The sequence below is a fragment of the Arthrobacter sp. ov118 genome (assembly GCF_900116495.1).
Lineage (GTDB): Bacteria > Actinomycetota > Actinomycetes > Actinomycetales > Micrococcaceae > Arthrobacter.
Genome location: NZ_FPAY01000003.1, coordinates 177,048 through 196,005 on the forward strand (window position 1 = coordinate 177,048; position 18,958 = coordinate 196,005).

Here is an 18,958-nt window from a genome sequence, read left to right on the forward strand (position 1 = left end):
CGCCTGCCCGGCAGTCCGAGTTCTCCTTCCGCGTGGGCAAGCGCCTGAGCGAGGCATGCCCGCCGTCGGCCGATCAGGTTGCCGCGAACGGCGGGGAGTTCCTGGGGCGGACGGGCACCATCGCCACCCCACATGGCGAGATCCAGACGCCGGCGTTCATCGCCGTCGGCACCAAGGCCACCGTCAAATCGGTGTTGCCGGAATCCATTGCCGAACTCGGGGCGCAGGCCGTGCTCGCCAACGCCTACCACCTGTACCTGCAGCCGGGCGCCGACGTCCTGGATGAAGCCGGCGGGCTGGGCGCCTTCATGAACTGGCGCGGGCCCACGTTCACCGATTCCGGCGGCTTCCAGGTGATGAGCCTGGGCTCTGGGTTCAAAAAGGTCATCGACATGAAGTCGGTGGACACCGCCGGACCCGACGACGCCGTCGCCCCCGGCAAGGAACGCCTGGCGCACGTGGACGAGGACGGCGTGTGGTTCAAGAGCCACCTCAACGGCGACCGGCACCGCTTCAGCCCCGAGATTTCCATGAACGTCCAGCACCAGATCGGCGCGGACATCATGTTCGCGTTCGACGAGCTCACCACGCTGCAGAACTCCCGCGGCTACCAGGAGGAGTCCCTGGAACGGACCCGGCGCTGGGCCGAACGGTGCATCACCGAGCACTTCCGGCTCACGAACGAGCGCGCCGGCAAGCCCTACCAGGCCCTGTTCGGCGTGATCCAGGGCGCCCAGTACGAGGACCTGCGGCGCAAGGCCTGCCGCGATCTCGGCGCCATGAACTTCGACGGTTTCGGCATCGGCGGGGCGCTGGAGAAAGAGAACCTCGGCACGATTGTGCGCTGGTGCAACGAGGAGCTGCCGGAGAACAAGCCGCGGCACTTGCTGGGCATCTCCGAACCGGATGACATCTTCACGGCGATCGAGAACGGGGCGGACACCTTCGACTGCGTCTCCCCCACCCGGGTGGCCCGCAATTCGGCGTTCTACCACCCCACCGGCCGGTACAACCTCTCCGGAGCCAAGTACAAACGCGATTTCGGCCCGCTCCAGGAAGGCTGCGACTGCTACGCGTGCACGAACTACTCCCGGGCCTACATCCACCACCTGTTCAAGGCCAAGGAGATGGTCTCGGCCACGCTGATCTCGATCCACAACGAGCGCTTCGTGGTCAAGATGGTCGACGACGCCCGGCTGGCCATTGAAGCCGGCAACTTCTTCGACTTCAAGGCCGAGACCCTGGGCCAGTACTACTCCTAGGCGCGTCCGCCGTCGAACTCTGGCGCGCGCCGCCGTCGGACTCGCCGGAAGCGTGCCGAGTCGCCGGAGGGTTCCGGCGCCTCGGCAGCTTTCCGGCGACCTCGGGAAGGGTGGCGACCTCACGGACCGCAGAACGACGACGGCGGCCCGCTACTCCGGCGCCTGTCCGCCCAGCTCCACAACCCTGTTCTCCAGGGCGCTGCGCCGGGCGGCGTCGAGGACCTCCAGGGTCCGCACTCCCTCGGCGGCCGGCACCGGTCCGGGTCCTCCGTCCCGGATGGCGCGCGCGAACTCGGTGTAGAACCCGGCATAGTTGCCCTGCTCCGAGGCGATCCGGGCGCGGCCGGCGGTTACCGCGAGTGTCCCCCAGTTTTCCGGAACATCTATCCCCCACGTGGCAGGCTCCCGGGCCGGGCGGCGCCCCGCGAAAAGGGCCTCGGCCTGAACATCGGCCCCCGAGGCAATGTAGCTGCCCTCGCTGCCATAAGCGCGGAGCTCACGCGTGGTGGAGTGGTTGAGCTTGCTGGCCGCGACGGTCGACACCGCCCCGGACGCGTGCGTCAGGGTCACGAAGAAGCCGCAGTCGGTGGCCTCGCCGAAGCGGTCCGTCCAGTCGAGGGCACCGTAGACGTGGGTTGCCGGGCCCAACAGCCAGAGCACCTGGTCCACCAGATGGCTGCCCAGGTCGCGCAGGAGCCCGCCCGTGGCTCCGGTCTCGAGGGTGGCGGCACCGTCCTGGTCCATGATCGAGTGGACCCGCCATACCTCCCCGAGTTTTCCCGAGGCAATGACACCGGCCAGCGTGAGGATATCCGCGTCGCGCCGGCGGTTGTGATACACGTTCAGCAGCACGCCGGCCCGTTCGGCCGCCGCGGCTAGCTCCCGTGCTGCGGCCGCGTCGGGGGCGAACGGCTTGTCCGCCACGACGTGGACGCCGGCCGCGATGGCCTCCAGCACCAGTTCGCGGCGGGTGTGCGGCGGCGTCGTGATGGTCACGGCGTCCACCCCCGCGTCGAGCATCTCCGCCAGGCTTCCATAGACGACCAGTCCCGGGAAATCCGCGGCGACTTCCGCGCGTTTTTCCGGCGAGCGCGCCACCACTCCGGCGAGTTCGACGCCGTCGGCCGCCTCGATGAAGGGGGCGTGGAAGTACCTGCCGCCGGCTCCGTAGCCGACAAGTCCTATGCGCATGCGCCGTCGTCCGTTCTGTTCGGGGTGTTTGGGCTGTTCTGGCCCTGCCGTCGAAGTCGCCGGAACCGCGCCAGATCGCTGGAAGTTTCTGGCGAGCTGGCAACGTTCCGGCGACCCGGCGTAGAAGTTGTTCGCCAGGCCCTCAGGCCGTCAGATGCAGCGACGCCCGGAGCGCGGAATCCGCGTCCCGCAGCACCTTGGCGGCCACCTGCAGGCCCTCAATCCGGCCCAAGGAGACGTCCTCGTGCTCGATGTTGACGAGCATCTCCGGGTCCACCTCGTACAGCGCGCGCAGGAACTCGGTCCAGTAGGCTGTGTCGTGCCCGCGCCCGAGTGCCACAAAGTCCCAGGCGGAGTCCTTGGGCCACTCGTTGGCCCACTCGTCGCCGCCGAGATTGGTGCGGCTTTCCTCCGGGCCCAGCCGGCGGAAGCTGTTGTCGAGGACACCGTAGAGGGCGGCGTTTTCCGCATTGACCCGTACATCCTTGGCTGCTGCCTGGAACACCAGCGGACCGAGCTCCCGGACCACCGCGACCGGATCCATCTGCTGCCAGAACAGGTGCGAGGCGTCCAGTTCGACGCCGACGTGGGTCGCGCCGGTGAGCTCAATGAGTCTGCGGACATCGGCGGTGTTGAACACGATGTTCTGCGGGTGCAGCTCCAGAGCCACCTTCACGCCATGGTCGGCGGCGAGGCGGTCCGTTTCTTTCCAGAACTTGGCCGCGATGCCCCACTGGTAGTCGAGCACGTCCAGGGCCGCGGAGTTCCAGGCGTTGACCACCCAGTTGACCGTGGTGGCCCCGGGCTCGCCGCCGGGCAGGCCGGACATGGTCACTACCCGGTCCTGTCCCAGCCGCTGTGCCAGCCGGATGGAGCGGCGGACGTCCTCGGCATGCTTCTCGCCGATCTCACGCTTGGGGTGCAGCGGGTTGCCGTTGCAGTTCAGGCCGGCGATCGCGACGCCAGTCCCCTCGAAAATCGCGAGGTAGTCATCCCGGGCCGCGTCGCTTTCCAGGATCTGGTCCATGGTGGGGACGTGGACGGCCGGAAGGAATCCGCCGGTGTTGATTTCGATGCCGGTCAGTCCCAGGTCGGCGATGACCTTGAGCGCCTCGGGAAGGGGCCGGTCGTGCAAGATTGCGTTGTAGACGCCGAGTTTCATAGCGCGATTTTCCTTCCGTTGTTGAGGGCGGATTCGGTGACCGCGCCAAGCAGTTCCATGTTGCGCACGCCCTCGTCGAACGTGGCGCAGCGGGGCAGCGAGTCCGCCTCGCTGAGGCCGGCGACTTCCTCGAGGAAGGCGCGGGACTGGTAGGCGAACGCGTCATTCTGGCCGAATCCGACGCTGGGCGCGTCCATGGCCAGGCCGCCGGCGATGTAGGGGTGTCCAGGGCCGAGGATGACCTGGCGGTAGCCGTTTTCGTTGGCCGGACCGTCATTGAGGAACAGTTCGATCTCCGCGGGGCGCCGCTGGTCGAACCGGGCGGCGCCGTTCTCGCAGAAGACCTCGAAGATGAGGCTGTTGGCGTGCCCGGCGGCGACCCGGGAGACCTCGAAGCCGCCGGCGCCGTTCTCGAATTCGGCGGAGAACACCGCGTAGTCGCCGTTTTCGACCGGTTCGAACGTGTCGCTGACCGCGGCGTGGTCGTGGCCCATGACCGCGCCGAGCGGCAGCGGGCGCTTGTCGATCACGGTGCTGAGGCGCCCGCCGCTGATGGACTTGATGTCGCCGCAAAGGAACTCGGCGACGTACGTCAGGTGACTGCCGACGTCGGCCAACGCACCGGAACCCGGGCCGCCCTTATAGCGCCAGCTCATGGGCGCCGACGGGCTGAAGCCGTAGTCGGTCCAGTAGCGGCCGCTGAAGTGCAGGACGTTACCCAGGACGCCGGTGCGGATGAGGTCGCGGATGTAGGCGATGCCCGGCGTGCGGCGGAAAGTGAACCCGATCCGTGCGATCGAGCTAGCGTTGCGGGCCGCCTCGGCCATGGCGCGGGCATCCTCGATCGAGTCGCTCAGCGGCTTCTCGCAGAGCACGTGCTTGCCGGCGGCCAGCAGGCCTTCCACGACCTCGCGGTGGAGGGAGTTCGCGATCACGACGCTGACGACGTCGATGTCGTCGGCCTCGGCGATCGCCTGCCATGAGGTGTCATTGCGTTCGTAGCCAAAACGCTTCGCGGCCAGGGAACCGAACCCGGCGTTCACGTCGCCGATGGAGACCAGCCGGATCGGAGGCAGAACCGGGCTGTACAGCGCAGAGGCCGTCCGGTAGGCGGCCGCGTGAGCCTTCCCTGCCATTCCTGCGCCGATTACGGCCACTCCTAAACTGTCAGCCATCAATTTCTCCCTTGAAATTGGCCAGGCGAGCGGCCGGGCCTCTCGAAAATTAGAGCGCTACAAAAACGGCGGTGATAAGAAGCGTACCTATGTGCATATGTCCTGTCAATCGATGAGCAGTTATCCTCGGATGAGACATGAAAGGCCTCCGCAGATGACGCTAAACACTCCTCGAACACGGCGCCCGACGATCTACGACGTTGCCAAAACCGCCGGGGTCTCGCCGTCGCTGGTGTCACTCGTCTTGCAAAACCCGTCCAAGGTCAGCGAGAAGCGTCGCGAAGCTGTCAGGGCAGCAATGTCAGAGCTAGGGTACCGCCCCAGCCGGGCGGCGACCACGCTCGCCAGCAGCCAGACGAAAAGCATCGGCCTCGTCATTGACGACTTCCGGAACCTCTGGTTTGTGGACCTGTTGCGCGGCATGGAATCCGCTCTCTCACCCCACGGCTACCAGGTCACCCTCGCGGATTCCCGCCCGGGCGAGAACCGCATCACGGAAGCCGCGGACGGCCTGCTGTCGATGCATGTGGAGGGCCTTGTCATTGCTGCCGAACCGAGCGAGTCCATGATGGCCGGGACCTGGGTTCCGGCCATCGTCGCCGGCTGGCGAAACGGCGTCCCTGCCGGCGCCGGCCTCATCACAAATGACGACGACGGCGGGGGCCGCATGGCGGCCGAGCATCTGCTGGGGCTCGGCCACACGCGGATCGGACACCTCTCGGGTTCCGGCGGCGCCGCAGCCCACCGACGGGACGGCTTCCGCAGCGGCATCGTGGAGGCCGGCGTCGAACTCCGGATCGCCGGCGAATCCCAGGGGACCTCCGAGGAGGACGGCTACGCGGCCGCCTGCTGGCTGCTCGACCACCACCCGGACACGACGGCCTTGTTCGCCGCCAACGACACCATGGCCCTGGGTGCCCTGGCCGCGGCCAGGGCGCGGGGCCTGTCCGTCCCGGCCGACCTGTCTCTGATCGGCTACGACAACTCTCAGCTGGCCAAGTCGCGGTACCTGGACTTGACCTCGGTGGACAACCGCAGCGACGTTGTCGGGTTCGACGTCGCAAGCGCCCTGTTGGCACGGATCCAGGACCTCTCGCTCGAACCGGAGCGCAAGCTGATCGAGCCGGACCTCGTCGTCCGCGGCACCACAGCCCGCGTTCCCGGCTGAGCCCGCCGTTGCACCGCCGAATTCGCGGGAGACGCCCCAACTCGCCGTAAGTTTCCGGCGACTCGGCCGCGATCCGGCGAAATGGTTGTGCTGTCCAACAAAGCCGTCCCGACAAGCCTGGACGCGGCGCCCTCACGTTTTCCACATAGCCACGGCCGGGCCTGCCACCCGCTTCCACAGCAGCCCAAGCTGGTGGCATGACGCAGAACCACCTACTGGAGTTGCCGCTGACGGGTAACCTCTGGCGCACTGAACAACTCCTGGACCTCGGCTACGGCTCGCGCGCCATCCGCTCGCTCCTGGATTCGGGTGATCTCGTCCGGCTCCGGCACGGTTGCTACATCCGCGCCAGCCTCTGGAATCCCCAGTCCCCGGATGTCCGGAGCCGGCAACTCATCTTCGCTCACGCCCACGGAACACTCACGACGTCGACTGGCAGCTTCCTCTACAGCCACACGTCCTCCGCGCGCCTGCATCGCCTCTATCTTTGGGACGTGGATGACGCCATCCACGTCCTCCAGAAAGTCAACCCCTCGAACAAGCGGCACGGCAGGGGCGTCCGGTGCCACACACGCCCCTTCGCCGAACACGACGTTGCCGTGGTGAACGGCCTCCGGACGACTTCCCTGGAACGGACGACGGCCGACTGCGCCATGTTGCTGGGTTACAGGCAGTCGCTGATCGTCATGGACCACGCACTCCGTCTTGGCGCGAATCGCCAAATTTTGCAAGCCATGGCGGATTCGCTCGACGGGCGCCGCGGGGTCCGAACGTATCGCCGGGCGCTCGCAACTGCCGATCTCCGCTCGGAATCCCCCGGGGAAACCTTGGCCAGAGAGCTGATCATGCGCCTGAAGATTAAAGTCCCTGAGCCGCAGGTGGAAGTTGTTACACGTGCTGGACGGCACCGGCTCGACTTCGCATGGAAGGAGGAACGGGTCGCCCTGGAGTTCGACGGCAAGACCAAGTACTTCGACTACAAACCCACAGCCGAGGTGCTCTTCGAAGAACGGCGGCGGGAGAAGGCCCTGGCCGAAGCAGGATGGCGGTTCGTCCGGATCGAGTGGAAGGACCTCTTCCGTGAGCAGGAATTCAAGGAACGCCTCCTCCGTGCCCTTGCTGGCGGCCCCCGCCCTTAGCCGCCACCCTCAGCCGCCAGTTCGCCGAAACGGCTCGAAATCGCCGGAAGTTTACGGCGACCTCAAGTGTTTCCGGTGATTTCGGCGCAGGGGCTGGCTCGGGCGCGCAGGGGTTGGCTCGGGCGCTTCCGGAGCTGGGGCTTCGGCCAGGCGGAGACATGGGGTCGGGGCGGGCCGTGGCATTAAGAGTCCGCCTACGCGCCGTAGCTGGGTTCGCGCTTCTTGACCCAGCCGATCACGAGCGAGGTCAGCGGCACGAAGGCGAACTCCACCAGGGTCTTGTAGAGGAAGCCGACGAGGACGTAGTTCACGAACATCGCGACGTCGGTAATGCCGATCACCGAGGCGGCGATGCTGCAGAAGATCAGGGTGTCTACGAACTCGCCGGCGACGGAGGACCCCATGATGCGCGCCCACAGGGTCCTTTCCCCGGTCCGCGCCTTCATCTTCACCAGGATCCAGGAGTTGATGGTCTGGCCGGCGAAAAAGGCCAGAAGTGAGGCCAGCACGATCTGCGGCACCGGACCCAGTGCGCCTTCCAGTGCGGCCTGCTTGGAGGCGCCGTACTCGTCGCCGAACCCCGGCAGGGCGATGATGACCCAGTAGCAGATGGACGCGAATACGGACAGTGCGAAGCTGGTGACGATGGCCTTGCGCGCCACCTTGAATCCGTAGACCTCGCTGATGACGTCACCCAGGATGTAGGCCAGCGGGAAGAGGAAGAAGCCGCCGTCCGTGATAATGGGGCCGATCGCCACGCCTTTGGAGGCCCCGATGTTGGACAGGATCAGGACCACGGCCATGACGGCCAGCATGATGCCGAAATACGGTGAGCCGATCGAGGCGAACTTTGCAGGCGAGGCGGCCGGGAGCGTCTTGGCGGTGGACATGGCTGTTCCGTTCGTAGTGGTTCGCTCGGCGCCCGGACCCGTGTATCCCTCCGGGGCGGCCGGCTGTATTAGCACTGGAGGGCCCCGGCAGAAAACCCACCCGAACCGCCCTCCATTCTCTCACCCGACTGTTCACCCGATGCTGCCCGCATGGAATTGAGGCCGCGCTGTCCAGGCCGGCGGCGGCGAACTCGCCGGAAGCACGCGGGGTCGCCGTAAAGATACGGCGATCCGGAGCGCTTACGGCGAACTCGGAGGCCGACGACCGCTGCCAGGTGGCGTCAGCGGCGCGAGGCGTCGACGAGGTCCTTGCCGTCATCGTCCGTGTGGCCAGCAACCGCAGAACTGGCCGCCGGCTCCCAGGCGTGACCCTGCTCGTGGTCCAGGTGCGTGGACTTCTTGTTCCGCAGGCAGAAGATGTAGACCAGCAGGGAGATGCCGATGGCCACCGTGACGTAGGTGAAGAACAGCTCCTCCTGGCCTGCCTTCTGCAGCGCCGCGCCGATCAGCGGGACGGTGCCGCCGAAGAGCGAGTTGGCGATCGCGTAGCCGAGTCCGACGCCGAGGGCGCGGATCGACGCCGGGAACAGCTCGGCCTTCACCAGGGCGTTGATGGAGGTGTAGCCGCCGACGATCAGCAGCCCGCCCATCATGAGCAGGAACGCGGTGAAGGGATCTTTGGTGCCGGCGAGGGCGGACAGGAGCGGCCAGGTGAACAGGACGCCGGTGATGCCGAACCAGAGCAGCAGCGGCTTGCGGCCCACCTTGTCCGAGATGATTCCGTAGACCGGCTGCAGCAGCATGAAGATGAACAGTGCCCAGAAGTTGATCACCGAGGTGTCGGTCTTGGCGATGCCGGAGGTATCGTTCATGAACTTCAGGATGAAGTTGGTGTACGTGTAGAACGCCACCGTGCCGCCAAGGGTGATCCCGATGCAGATCAGCAGCGGTTTCCAATAGCTCGTGAACAGCAGCTTCATGGTCCCCGGCTGCGCCTCGCCTGCCGCGGCGGGAGCCTTTGCGGCCTCGATCTGTTCAGCCGAAACGGTTTCCTCCATGGACCGCCGCAGCCACAGGACCACCAGCGCAGCAACGCCGCCCACCGCGAACGGGATGCGCCAGCCCCACTCGCCGAGATCGGCCTTGGGCAGGGTGTTCTGCAGGACCACGAGGACCAGCAGGGCCAGCATCTGGCCACCGACCAGCGTGACGTACTGGAAGCTGGAGAAGAAGCCCCGGCGTCCGGAGGTGGCGGCCTCGGACATGTACGTGGCGCTGGTGCCGTACTCGCCGCCTACGGAGAAACCCTGGATTACGCGGATGAGGACCAGCAGGATCATTGCCCACAGGCCGATCACGTCCTGGGTGGGCAGCACGGCGATGGCGAAGGAGCCGGCGGACATCATGGTCACGCTCAGCGTCAGCGCGGCCTTGCGGCCCCTGCGGTCGGCGTAGCGGCCGAAGAACCAGGCGCCGATCGGGCGCATCAGGAAGGACGTCGAGAACACGGCCATCGCCTCAAGGCCGGCCTGGAGCTCGTCCTTGGAGTTGAAGAAGTGCGCCTGGAAGTAGGCGGCGAAGACCGTGTAGACGTAGAGGTCGTACCACTCGACGAGGTTGCCGGCCGAGCCTTTGAGGATGTTGCCGACGGCCTTTCGGGTCTGGGCCGCTTCGGACAGTTGGGTGCTCATCAATGAACCTTCCTGGATCCGGCGCCGCCTGCGGGCAACGCCGTCCGCCACCCTAGTCCGCGTGATCCGATTCATCAAATGCCTGTTCAGAAGCACAATGCGGGCGGTTCCGGCGAACTGGCAGGATAGGACCATGACTTCTACCGCGTTCGACTCCGCTGCCCTGGCCGTCTCCGATACCGCCTCCGACGCCGTTTCCTCCCCCGCTGTCGCGCTGACCATCGCGGGCTCCGAAGCGACCGGCGGCGCCGGCGCGCAGGCTGACCTGAAGACCTTCCAGGAACTCGGTGTCTTCGGGATCGCGAACCTGACCTGCATCGTGTCCTTCGATCCCAAGGACAACTGGAACCACCGCTTCGTCCCGGTGGACCAGCAGGTCATCGCCGACCAGCTGGAAGCGACGACGGCGGCCTACGGTGCCGCGTCCGGCGCGCCGGTGCTGGACACCGTGAAGATCGGCATGCTGGGCAGTCCGGCGACGATCTCCACCGTAGCCGAGGCCCTGGCTGACGGGCAGTTCGCCAACGTGGTGCTGGATCCGGTGCTGATCTGCAAGGGCCAGGAGCCAGGGCACGCCTTGGACACCGACCAGGCGCTTAAGGCCCAGATCCTGCCGCTGGCCACCTTCGTAACGCCCAACCACTTCGAAGCGGAGTCGCTCTCCGGGCTGGAAATCACCAACGTCGAATCCCTCAAGGCCGCTGCCGTCCGCATCCATGAGCTCAGCGGCGCCGCTGTACTGGCCAAGGGCGGCGTGCGGCTGGCCGGACCTGACGCCGTCGACGTCTACTACGACGGCGAAACGCTGGAAGTCCTGTCCGCCCCGAAGGTGGGCGAAGTGGCAGTATCCGGCGCCGGGTGCTCGCTGGCCGCCGCCGTGACAGCTGAGCTCGCCAAGGGCGCGACTCCGCTCGAGGCGGCCCGGACGGCCAAGGCGTTTGTGACCGCGGGAATCCGGAACCGGGTGGCTTCAGGCGCCCCGTTCGATGCGCTCTGGCAGGGCGGCCCGCGCTAGGCCGCCGATTCGACGGGTCCCTGTCCACTCGACGCATCCCGCCGTCGAACCCGCACGGAACCGTCGAAACGGAGGTGTGCGCTCCGTCCGCCGGCTCAGCGTCCGGCTCAGCGGGGGTCGGAGACCTTGCCCATGAACAGGGGCAGCCCGGTTTCGACGTGGACGATTTCGTAGTAGAACGGCCGGTCGAAGCTGATGGCCTTCATGGGGGCTGTGCCGCTCACCGCCCGCGCGTTGATCTGCGTCACGGCGGCGGCAACGGTGCCCTTCTCCGCCACCGTGATGTTGGCAGACTGGCCGGCCTGCTGGATTTTGAGGCCGCGCTGGATGGGGTCGAAGCCGGTAACAGTGTTGAGCATGCCCTGCAGGCCCAGGCCGGCGAAGACCTTGCGCAACTCGAAGTTGCTCTTCTGGTCCCACCGCGGCAGGTAGAGCTGCGTCGGCGTGGGGGCGGCCGCTTCAAGGGCCCGGGCAGCGTCGGCAAGGTTCTGCGCGGCAGCCCCGACGTCACCGGCAGCCCCGGCCCCCGGCAGCACGAGCCGCATCACAAAACCTTCGGCGTACGGCAGGTCCGCTGCCTCCCAGCCCGGGCCCTGCGCGGTCGCGATGTCCCGGACTCCGGACATGGTGGCGACGGCGACCTGCCTGCCGTCCGCCGTGGTGAACGGCCTATCGGTCGTGTCGGCCGGGTCGAAGGGGACCTTCCAGGCGGCCGCGAAGTACACCGCGTTGAGCACGCTAAGGGTATTCACCCGGCGGTATCCCGCGGGCGCTTTCTTGATCCGGCCGCCGGTGTTCTTATTCACCCAGGCGTCGATCGCCGGCTTGGTGACGGCCTCATCCTGGAAATCCACCGGGTACGTGCCGGTCCCGTAATACGTGGCCAGGGAACGCAGATAGCCCTCCCCGGTGGGCACGCTCTTGTCCACGAACAGGCCGTTTGCGGTGTGCAGGACAGGACGGCGCGGCGGGTTCTTCTCGTCCACGGAGCCGGGGTCGCCGTCGAAGGCCTCCAGGGAGGCGAGCAGCGCGTTCCCGGCTTCGTCGCGGTGCCCCGCGGGCAGTCCCAAGGCACGGTCCATCTCGGCAGCCGTTGCGCCTGACGCACCGGCCCGCAGCATGGCAAGGGTAATCAGCAGGCTGCCCGGGGAGGAGACCACGTTTCCGTTTCCGGCGTCGCCGCCGTCCGCCAGGAGCGCGGCGCCCAGCTTCCGTGCCGACGTCCGGAGCTGGGCCAGCTCGGCCTGGTAGGCGGAGCGGTCCACCGAAACGCGTTCGACGCCGTCGGCCTTCAACAGCGCCGGCGGCGAGGCCGAACAGGCCGACAAGACCAGCGTCACGGCCGCCGCGGTTGCGATAATCCTTGCCGAAGTCTTCCGTTTCATCGCGCCCCCAAGGCCCGCACAGCGACAGTAGAAGGGCGGGGATCCGCCTACGGCCAGTCAACCAGCGGGCCCGGCAAAGCGCGACCACGGCCGGGTCACAATTTGACCACGCTCTCCCCGGCCGTTTCGACGGTTCCTTGCCCGCTCGACGCATTCCGCCGTCGAACCCGCACCGAACCGTCGAAAACGGAGGCCGGCGGGGGAGGTCCGCAGCGCCGGTTTCAGCGCCGCGGGATGTTGCGCAGGTTGCTCCGGGCCATGCTGACGGCCTCGCCGGCACCGCGGTTGAGGACCACTTTGGACATCGCCGTGGCAAAGCCCAGGACCTGCGCGCCCTTGATCTTCGGCGGGAGGGACAGCGCCTGGGGATCCGTGATGAGCTCCACCAGGGACGGCCCGGGGTGGGCGAAGGCCTCCCGGTACGCGGCCTCGATGCGGGTCGGGTCCGTGACGCGCACGGCGTGGAACCCCAGGGCGCGGGCAACGGCTGCGTAGTTGGCATCCGGGACATCGACGCCGAAATCAGGGAGCCCGTCCACCAGCATTTCGAGTTTCACCATGCCCAGGGTGGAGTTGTTGAAGACCACCACGTTGACCGGAAGCTGCTGCGCCGCGACCGTGATGAGCTCGCCCAGCAGCATGGACAGGCCGCCGTCGCCGGAGACGGAGACCACCTGCCGCCCCGGGTAGGCCAGCTGGGCGCCGATCGCGTGCGGCAGCGCGTTGGCCATCGAGCCGTGCAGGTACGAGCCGATCAGCCGTCGGGTGCCCAGCGGGTTGATGTAGCGCGCGGTCCAGACGTTGCACATGCCCGTATCCGCCGTGAAGATCGCGTCCTCCGCCGCCACCTGGTCCAGCAGCGAGGCCGCGTACTCCGGGTGGATCGGCTGCCTCGTCCCCACGTTCCGGGTGTACGCCCCCACGGCCTTGTTCATGAGCTTGTCGTGCTTCTTGAGCATCGCGTCGAGGAACCGGCGGCTCTTCTTGGCCGACAGCAGCGGTGTGAGGGCAGCGAGGGTCGGGAGGACGTCGCCATGCACGGCGATGTCGACGTCGGTCCGCCGCCCCAGCTTGTGGGCGGCCCGGTCCACCTGCGCCGTGCGGGTTGCCGGAAGGAACTGGTCGTACGGGAAGTCGGTGCCCAGCAGGAGCAGCAGATCCGCATCCTCGATGCCCTCGGCCGCAGCACCGTAGCCCAGCAGCCCGGTCATCCCGATGTCGTACGGGTTGCTGTACTGCATGAAGTCCTTGCCGCGCAGCGAATGGCCGATGGGCGCCGCGATCAGTCCGGCGAGCGCCACCACCTCGTCGTGCGCACCCTCGACGCCGGCGCCGGCAAAGATGGCCACCTTGCCGGCGGCGTTGATGGCGTCAGCCAGCTCCTGCACGCTGGCGGGGTCCGGCACCAGCGTCGCCGGCCGGAAGGACGCGGGAACCGGGGTTTCCGCCGTCGCCTCCAGGCCGGCGATGTCACCGGGAAGGGTCACGACGGCGACGCCCCGGAGCCCGACGGCGTGCTGGATGGCGCTGTGCATGACCCGGGGCGCCTGCTCCGCGGTGCTGATGAGCTCGGAGTAGACGGAGCATTCGTTGAAGAGCCGGTCCGGGTGGGTTTCCTGGAAGAAGCTGCTGCCGATCTGCTTGCTCGGGATGTGCGAGGCGATGGCCAGCACCGGCGCTTCGGAGCGGTTGGCGTCGTAGAGCCCGTTGATCAGGTGCAGGTTGCCGGGCCCGCAGGAGCCGGCGCACACGGCGAGCCGGCCGGTCAGCTGGGCTTCCGCCGCCGCGGCGAAGGCTGCCGCCTCCTCATGCCGGACATGGATCCAGTCAATCCCGCCCTTCTCTGAGCCGCCGGTCTGGCGGACGGCGTCGACGATCGGGTTGAGGCTGTCGCCCACGATCCCGTAGATCCGCTGCACGCCGGCAGCCTGGAGTTGTTCGATGAGCTGGGTGGCAAGTTCCTTGGCCATGGGTGCACGCTCCCGGGAAGTCGGTCGATGAGCTGACACAGGCCAATATAGTCCGCCCGCCATCACGGAACCTGAACGCGTCAGCTGCCGGAGTGCGCCTGCAGGAACGAGTAGACCTCGGTCTCGTCCACGCCGGGGAAGGCGCCCGGCGGCATGGCGGCCAAAAGGTGCGAGTGCGCCCGGGCCGAGGGCCAGGCGTTCCCGGCCCATTCGGCGGTCAGCGACGCCGGCGGCCGGCGGCAGCAGCTTTCGTCCGGGCAGGTGGATTTGGACCGCTCCGTGGTGTCGCGGCCCCGGAACCATTTCACGTGCGCATACGGGACACCAACGGACAGCGAGAACTCCCCGTTGGCGGAGCGCTCCGTCCGGGCCGTGCACCAGTAGGTCCCGGCCGGGGTGTCGGTGTACTGGTTGTAGGCACTGAACTTGTCCGGGACATCGAACACCACCCGGGACGTCCAGTTCTTGCAGGAGGGCTGGCCCTCGATGGCGCCGGTGTGGTCCTGCGGGAACGTCACGCCGTCGTTCTCATAGGCCTTGTAGATAATGCCGCTCTTGTGCGTTTTCTGGAAGTGCGTGCGAATGTCCAGGTGCTCGGTGGCGAGGTTGGTGAACCGGTGCGCGGCCGTCTCGTAGGACACCGCAAAGGCGTCCCGGATGTCCTCGACGGCGATTTCCTTGGCCTGTTTGGCCCGCTGCAGGAACTCCACCGTCGCCTGCTCGGGCAGCAGGAGCGCGGCGGCGAAGTAGTTTGTGGCCACGCGCTGCATCAGGAAATCCCCGTAGTTCGACGGCGTCTGGTGGCCCAGGACGTAGTGGCCCAGGGCCTGCAGCAGCACGGAGCGCGGGTCATGATCGGTGCGGACGTTCTGCGTGAGGTAAATTCTGCGGTTCTTAAGATCCGTCACCGAGCGGGTGGAATGCGGCAGGTCCCCCACATGGTGGAGGCTGAATCCGAGATGCCCGGCGATGTCCGCAATGACATGCTGGGACAGCGGACCGCTCGTGTGCCCCACCGAGGCCAGGACCTTCTGCGCCTCCGCCTCGTACTCAGGGAAGTAGTTGTTCCGCTCCCGCATCATCGCGCGCAGCTCAGCGTTGGCGCGGCGGGCCTCCTCCGGCGTGGCCACCTGCTCGTTCAGCCGGCGCTCCAGCTCGTGCTGGAGCCCCACCATGGACTCCAGCACATCCATGGGAAGCCGGGAACTGATGCGGATTTTCGGCAGGTTCAGGGATTCATAGAGCGGGCTGCGCTGGTAGCGTTCCAGCTCGATTTCCAGCGCCGCGCGGCGGTTGGGCGGCTCTGCCCCGAGCAGCTCGTCGATGCTGACGCCCAGCGCCGCGGCGAGCTGCTGGAGCAGGCCGAGCTTGGGCTCGCGCTTGCCGTTTTCGATCAGGCTCAGCTGGCTCGGGGCGGTCCCGACGGCGGCGCTCAAGTCATCGAGCGTGAGGCCGGCCGCCTTGCGCAGATGACGGACCCGGCGGCCCATGCTGATGACGTCCAGCTCCGGCGCGGCAGGCGAGGGCAGGGACGAGGCTTGGCGATTCCAGCTGGCAGCGTGCATTTCTTGAGGATATGCGAAGAAGTGCATTTCTTTCCATGGTTTTCATCTAGAAAGCCCTTGGAAAGTGAAGAAAAGTAGTTCTCACGAAGCCCAGCCGCTTTCGGAACAGCCGACCGGGACCTACAGAGACGCAGGCCCGCCGGCCCGGAACCCATCAAGGAGACAAAGATGACCGCAGCATTTGAGCCCACCCAGCAGACGCCCGAACAGCAGGCCGCTGCCCTGGAGCTCGAGTGGGCCGCCAACCCGCGCTGGGAAGGTGTCACTCGGGACTACGCAGCCTCCGACGTCGTCCGCCTCCGGGGCCGCGTCTCCGAAGAGCACACGCTGGCCCGCCGCGGCTCCGAGAAACTGTGGAAGCAGCTCACCGAGGAGCACGCCGCCGGCAAGTACACCAACGCCCTCGGCGCCCTGACCGGCAACCAGGCCGTGCAGCAGGTCAAAGCCGGGCTGCGCGCCATCTACCTCTCCGGCTGGCAGGTCGCCGCGGACGCCAACAACTCCGGCCACACCTACCCGGACCAGTCGCTCTACCCCGCCAACTCGGTCCCGACAGTGGTTCGGCGCATCAACAACGCGCTGCTCCGCGCGGACCAGATCGAGTTCTCCGAGGGCATCCAGACCGTTCAGGACTGGATGGTCCCGATCGTGGCCGACGCCGAGGCCGGCTTCGGCGGCCCGCTGAACGCCTACGAACTCATGAAGTCCATGATCCAGGCCGGCGCCGCCGGCGTGCACTGGGAAGACCAGCTCGCCTCGGAAAAGAAGTGCGGCCACCTCGGCGGCAAGGTCCTGATCCCCACCCAGCAGCACGTCCGGACGCTGAACGCGGCCCGCCTCGCCGCCGACGTCGCCGGCACGCCGTCGGTCATCATCGCCCGCACCGACGCGGAGGCGGCCACCCTGATCACCTCCGACGTCGACGAGCGGGACCAGGAATTCATCCTCCGCGAAGGCGGACAGCCGGTCCGCACCCCGGAAGGCTTTTACAAGGTCCGCAACGGGATCGAACCCTGCATCGCCCGCGCCAAGGCCTACGCCCCGTACTCCGACCTCATCTGGATGGAAACGGGCACGCCGGACCTGGACCTCGCCCGCAAGTTCGCCGAATCCGTCAAGGCCGAGTTCCCGGACCAGATGCTCTCCTACAACTGCTCGCCGTCGTTCAACTGGCGCAAGCACCTCGACGACGCCACGATCGCGAAGTTCCAACGCGAACTCGGCGCCATGGGCTTCACCTTCCAGTTCATCACCCTGGCCGGTTTCCACGCCCTGAACTACTCGATGTTCGATCTCGCCCACGGCTACGCCCGGGAAGGCATGAGCGCCTACGTCGAGCTGCAGGAGAAGGAATTCGCCTCCGAGTCCCGCGGCTACACCGCAACCAAGCACCAGCGCGAAGTCGGCACCGGCTACTTCGACGACATCGCTACTGCGCTCAACCCGAACGCATCCACCCTGGCCCTGGTGGGATCCACCGAAGAAGGCCAGTTCCACTAATCCCCAGCACTTCCCTGCCAGTTGCCCTATCACTTTTGGTCCTCATCGCCCGCTTTTAGGCACCAAAAGTGATAGGGCATCGGCGGACTTTCAAGGAGCACCTCCCATGAACAGCTTCACCGACAACTTCACCATCAACGGGATCACGCTGACCGCGCAGCCGATTTGCCGGCAGGGCGAGGTCCTTACTCCGGACGCCTTGGCCTTTGTGGCCAAGCTGCACCGGGCCACGGCCGGGCGGCGGCAGGAGCTGCTGCAGGCACGGCGGGAGCGCCGCCAGCAGATCATCAAGGGCCAGGACCCGCGGTTCCTGCGCGAGACCGAATCGGTGCGGAACGACCCGAACTGGCGGGTGGCTCCCCCGGCTCCGGGCCTGGAGGACCGCCGGGTGGAAATCACCGGGCCGGTTGACAAGAAGATGACCATCAACGCGCTGAACTCGGGCGCCAAGGTGTGGCTCGCGGACATGGAGGACTCCTCCACCCCGTCGTGGCGGAACGTGATCCAGGGCCAGCTCAACCTCACCGACGCCCTGGAGCGCCGGATCGACTTCATCTCTCCCGAGGGCAAGGAGTACAAGCTCCGCGCCGCCGGGGAGCTGCCCACGATTGTGGTCCGTCCCCGCGGCTGGCACCTGCCGGAAAAGCACATGCTCATTGACGGCACCCCGATCGCCGGCGGGATCGTGGACTTCGGGCTGTACTTCTTCCACAACGCCCGCCGCCTGATCGCCCAGGGCAAGGGACCGTACTTTTACCTGCCCAAGATCGAGAACCGACTTGAGGCCCGGCTGTGGAACGACATCTTCATCCTGGCCCAGGACCTGCTCGGCATCCCGCAGGGGACCATCCGCGCCACGGTGCTGATCGAGACCATCACCGCGGCGTTCGAGATGGAGGAGATCCTCTACGAACTCCGGGACCACGCCGCGGGCCTGAACGCCGGCCGGTGGGACTACATCTTCTCGCTGATCAAGAACTTCCGCACCCGCGGACCCCGGTTCGTGCTGCCGGACCGCGGTCAGGTCACCATGACCCAGCCCTTCATGCGGGCGTACACCGAACAGCTCGTCCGGGCCTGCCACAAGCGCGGCGCCATGGCGATCGGCGGCATGGCCGCCGCCGTCCCCAACCGCAAGGACGCCGCAGCCAACGCGATCGCCTTCGAGAAGGTCCGCGCGGACAAGACCCGTGAAGCCGACGACGGTTTCGACGGCTCGTGGGTGGCGCATCCGGACCTGGTGCCGGTTTGCGGCGAGGTGTTCGACGGCGTCCTCGGTGACCGGCCGAACCAGTTGGAGCGCCTCCGCGAAGACGTCACCGCGGACGACCGCGCGCTGATCGACATCTCCTCCACCACCGGGACCATCACCGAACAGGGCATCAGGAACAACATCGAAGTGGGGATCCGCTACATCGAGTCCTGGCTGCGCGGCAACGGAGCGGTGGCCATCCACAACCTGATGGAGGACGCCGCCACCGCGGAGATCTCCCGCTCACAGCTGTGGCAGTGGATCTTCTCCCGGGCCATCACGGACGACGGCGATGTGGTGACGCGCGAATGGGTGGAGGACATGCTGGACGAGGAATTCGCCAGGCTGGAACGCTTCGAAGGGGACCGTTTCGCCGACGCGCGGGACATCTTCGAGGAGGTCACGCTCAGCAACGAATTCCCGGCCTTCCTGACGCTCCCGGCCTACGACCGATTCCTGCACGAGGCCCGGGCCGGCGTTGACGCCCCCAGCGAGAACCCGGCCCTCGTCCCGGCCTAACCGAAGAAAATTCCGTCAGCTGGGCTGCCCGCCCTTCGCAACAGGCAGCCCGAAATCCGGGTGGCAGCCCAGCA

14 protein-coding genes are annotated in these 18,958 nt (G+C 67.1%); 6 read left to right on the forward strand and 8 right to left on the reverse strand.

The window, feature by feature from the left end; all coding sequences use genetic code 11:
• The first annotated feature begins 32 nt into the window (after positions 1 to 32).
• Complete coding sequence (gene tgt / locus BM372_RS08350; protein WP_090954557.1) at positions 33 to 1,262, forward strand: tRNA guanosine(34) transglycosylase Tgt; 1,230 nt, start codon at positions 33 to 35, stop codon at positions 1,260 to 1,262.
• Positions 1,263 to 1,412: 150 nt separating this feature from the next.
• Here tgt and BM372_RS08355 read toward each other — a convergent pair whose 3' ends face one another.
• From BM372_RS08355 to BM372_RS08365, 3 genes are all read right to left on the reverse strand, one after another.
• Positions 1,413 to 2,453, reverse strand: coding sequence for a Gfo/Idh/MocA family protein (locus BM372_RS08355; RefSeq protein WP_090954075.1), 1,041 nt, complete (start codon positions 2,451 to 2,453; stop codon positions 1,413 to 1,415).
• Positions 2,454 to 2,595: 142 nt separating this feature from the next.
• Positions 2,596 to 3,615, reverse strand: coding sequence for a sugar phosphate isomerase/epimerase family protein (locus tag BM372_RS08360; protein WP_090954077.1), 1,020 nt, complete (start codon positions 3,613 to 3,615; stop codon positions 2,596 to 2,598).
• Positions 3,612 to 4,790, reverse strand: coding sequence for a Gfo/Idh/MocA family protein (locus tag BM372_RS08365; RefSeq protein ID WP_090954079.1), 1,179 nt, complete (start codon positions 4,788 to 4,790; stop codon positions 3,612 to 3,614). Before BM372_RS08365 ends, BM372_RS08360 begins: the two co-directional genes overlap by 4 nt.
• 154 nt (positions 4,791 to 4,944) lie before the next feature.
• Between BM372_RS08365 and BM372_RS08370 the strand changes: the two genes are divergently transcribed.
• Positions 4,945 to 5,958, forward strand: a complete 1,014-nt coding sequence (locus BM372_RS08370; RefSeq protein WP_177235937.1) for a LacI family DNA-binding transcriptional regulator — start codon at positions 4,945 to 4,947, stop codon at positions 5,956 to 5,958.
• Positions 5,959 to 6,155: 197 nt separating this feature from the next.
• Positions 6,156 to 7,097, forward strand: coding sequence for a type IV toxin-antitoxin system AbiEi family antitoxin domain-containing protein (locus tag BM372_RS08375; RefSeq protein WP_090954082.1), 942 nt, complete (start codon positions 6,156 to 6,158; stop codon positions 7,095 to 7,097).
• Between the two features lie 194 nt (positions 7,098 to 7,291).
• Here BM372_RS08375 and BM372_RS08380 read toward each other — a convergent pair whose 3' ends face one another.
• Together BM372_RS08380 and BM372_RS08385 are read right to left on the reverse strand one after the other, a co-directional pair.
• Positions 7,292 to 7,987 (reverse strand): queuosine precursor transporter, encoded by a 696-nt coding sequence (locus BM372_RS08380; protein WP_090954084.1) that lies wholly within the window; start codon positions 7,985 to 7,987, stop codon positions 7,292 to 7,294.
• A 281-nt stretch (positions 7,988 to 8,268) separates the two neighbouring features.
• Positions 8,269 to 9,678 carry an MFS transporter gene (locus BM372_RS08385; protein WP_090954086.1) on the reverse strand — a complete coding sequence of 470 codons (1,410 nt, stop codon included), beginning with the start codon at positions 9,676 to 9,678 and terminating at the stop codon, positions 8,269 to 8,271.
• 133 nt (positions 9,679 to 9,811) lie between these two features.
• Here BM372_RS08385 and BM372_RS08390 point away from each other — a divergent pair, with 133 nt between their 5' ends.
• Positions 9,812 to 10,693 (forward strand): hydroxymethylpyrimidine/phosphomethylpyrimidine kinase, encoded by an 882-nt coding sequence (locus BM372_RS08390; protein WP_177235938.1) that lies wholly within the window; start codon positions 9,812 to 9,814, stop codon positions 10,691 to 10,693.
• Between the two features lie 107 nt (positions 10,694 to 10,800).
• Here BM372_RS08390 and BM372_RS08395 read toward each other — a convergent pair whose 3' ends face one another.
• From BM372_RS08395 to BM372_RS08405, 3 genes are all read right to left on the reverse strand, one after another.
• Positions 10,801 to 12,078, reverse strand: a complete 1,278-nt coding sequence (locus BM372_RS08395; protein ID WP_090954088.1) for a serpin family protein — start codon at positions 12,076 to 12,078, stop codon at positions 10,801 to 10,803.
• A 221-nt stretch (positions 12,079 to 12,299) separates the two neighbouring features.
• The gene (locus tag BM372_RS08400; protein ID WP_090954090.1) at positions 12,300 to 14,048 is read right to left on the reverse strand and encodes a pyruvate dehydrogenase; all 1,749 of its coding nucleotides are present in this window, start codon (positions 14,046 to 14,048) and stop codon (positions 12,300 to 12,302) included.
• A gap of 80 nt (positions 14,049 to 14,128) precedes the next feature.
• Positions 14,129 to 15,640 carry a helix-turn-helix domain-containing protein gene (locus BM372_RS08405; protein ID WP_090954092.1) on the reverse strand — a complete coding sequence of 504 codons (1,512 nt, stop codon included), beginning with the start codon at positions 15,638 to 15,640 and terminating at the stop codon, positions 14,129 to 14,131.
• Between the two features lie 141 nt (positions 15,641 to 15,781).
• On the opposite strand from BM372_RS08405, the gene aceA reads away from it, so the two are divergent.
• Both aceA and aceB read left to right on the forward strand, forming a co-directional pair.
• A complete protein-coding gene (gene aceA, locus BM372_RS08410; protein ID WP_090954094.1) occupies positions 15,782 to 17,113 on the forward strand; it encodes an isocitrate lyase in 1,332 nt (443 codons plus the stop codon).
• Positions 17,114 to 17,219: 106 nt separating this feature from the next.
• Positions 17,220 to 18,884 carry a malate synthase A gene (gene aceB, locus BM372_RS08415; protein WP_090954097.1) on the forward strand — a complete coding sequence of 555 codons (1,665 nt, stop codon included), beginning with the start codon at positions 17,220 to 17,222 and terminating at the stop codon, positions 18,882 to 18,884.
• The last annotated feature ends 74 nt before the right edge of the window (positions 18,885 to 18,958 follow it).

Bases quoted from the DNA above. Each gene is read 5' to 3' on its own strand.
- BM372_RS08395 (WP_090954088.1), bottom strand. From the start codon at position 12,078: ATGAAACGGAAGACTTCGGCAAGGATTATCGCAACCGCGGCGGCCGTG.
- aceA (WP_090954094.1), top strand. From the start codon at position 15,782: ATGACCGCAGCATTTGAGCCCACCCAGCAGACGCCCGAACAGCAGGCC.
- BM372_RS08355 (WP_090954075.1), bottom strand. From the start codon at position 2,453: ATGCGCATAGGACTTGTCGGCTACGGAGCCGGCGGCAGGTACTTCCAC.
- BM372_RS08400 (WP_090954090.1), bottom strand. From the start codon at position 14,048: ATGGCCAAGGAACTTGCCACCCAGCTCATCGAACAACTCCAGGCTGCC.
- BM372_RS08360 (WP_090954077.1), bottom strand. From the start codon at position 3,615: ATGAAACTCGGCGTCTACAACGCAATCTTGCACGACCGGCCCCTTCCC.
- BM372_RS08385 (WP_090954086.1), bottom strand. From the start codon at position 9,678: ATGAGCACCCAACTGTCCGAAGCGGCCCAGACCCGAAAGGCCGTCGGC.
- BM372_RS08375 (WP_090954082.1), top strand. From the start codon at position 6,156: ATGACGCAGAACCACCTACTGGAGTTGCCGCTGACGGGTAACCTCTGG.
- BM372_RS08365 (WP_090954079.1), bottom strand. From the start codon at position 4,790: ATGGCTGACAGTTTAGGAGTGGCCGTAATCGGCGCAGGAATGGCAGGG.
- BM372_RS08390 (WP_177235938.1), top strand. From the start codon at position 9,812: ATGACTTCTACCGCGTTCGACTCCGCTGCCCTGGCCGTCTCCGATACC.
- BM372_RS08370 (WP_177235937.1), top strand. From the start codon at position 4,945: ATGACGCTAAACACTCCTCGAACACGGCGCCCGACGATCTACGACGTT.
- BM372_RS08380 (WP_090954084.1), bottom strand. From the start codon at position 7,987: ATGTCCACCGCCAAGACGCTCCCGGCCGCCTCGCCTGCAAAGTTCGCC.
- BM372_RS08405 (WP_090954092.1), bottom strand. From the start codon at position 15,640: ATGCACTTCTTCGCATATCCTCAAGAAATGCACGCTGCCAGCTGGAAT.
- aceB (WP_090954097.1), top strand. From the start codon at position 17,220: ATGAACAGCTTCACCGACAACTTCACCATCAACGGGATCACGCTGACC.